We start from the raw sequence: 837 nt of genomic DNA, 5'->3' as shown, positions 1-837 counted from the left end.
AACGGACGGATGCGGGTATGGGCCATTTTCGGTCTCCTTGTGGCGTCCTGGTCAGCCTTGCGCCAGGGCCTTGACGGGCGCCTCTGCCCCGGCCCGTGCGCAGGCTTCGTCGTTGTAGTCGAAGTAGCTTGCCTGCGTCAGGATGTGGTCGGCGATGTGCTTGGCGTCGTGCCACACGCCCCAGATGAAGCTGGAGCCCCGGCGCGACTGCCAGGGCAGCCCAAGGAAATAGACGCCCGGCTCGTCCGAGATGCCGCGCAGGTGGCGCGGGCGGCCGCCCTCGTCGAAGGTGTCGACCTCGAGCCAGCCATAGTCGACGCCATAGCCCGTGGCCCAGATCACCGACGTCACGCCCTCGGCCGCGGCGTCGAGCGCGGTGACCGGGTTGCGCAGGCACTCGGGGTCGGAGACCATCTGGCGCGCCTCGGGCTCCTCGGGCAGGTCGAGGCCCATGCGTTCGACATAGGCGTCGGCCTCGTCGAGCAGCGACAGGTAGTTGGCGTCGCCGGCGTTGACCTGCGTGGCCACGTCACCGGCGAAGCGCACGGTGCCGTTCTCGAAGCTCTCTGTGCGGCCGAGAAGCGTGATGCCCTGCTGCGCCAGACGGCGGAAGTCGATGGTCTCGCCGCCGCGGGCACCGCTCACGGCGATGGTGACGTGCTCGCGGCCCGGCTCCTGACGCGCGATGTCCCACTTGCCGAGCACGCCCAGCCACCAGACGAAATCGCGGCCGCGATAGCTGCGCGGAGGACGGTCGTGCGGGCCGACCGACAGCCAGACCTTGCGGCCGGAGCGCGACAGCTCGTCTGCGATCTGCACGCCGGACGAGCCCGCGCC

The 837-nt window shown here is 70.3% G+C and carries 1 pseudogene; it reads right to left on the bottom strand.

Annotated features, from left to right (window positions below):
- Positions 1-51: 51 nt before the first annotated feature.
- Positions 52-837: pseudogene (locus HC022_RS27800) on the bottom strand (FAD-dependent oxidoreductase); the annotation flags it as partial.

It is taken from the genome of Salipiger sp. HF18 (genome assembly GCF_011806505.1).
GTDB classification, from domain to species: domain Bacteria; phylum Pseudomonadota; class Alphaproteobacteria; order Rhodobacterales; family Rhodobacteraceae; genus Salipiger; species Salipiger thiooxidans.
The sequence above is the reverse complement of the archived record's forward strand: the minus strand, read 5'-3'. Positions and strand labels throughout refer to the sequence as shown.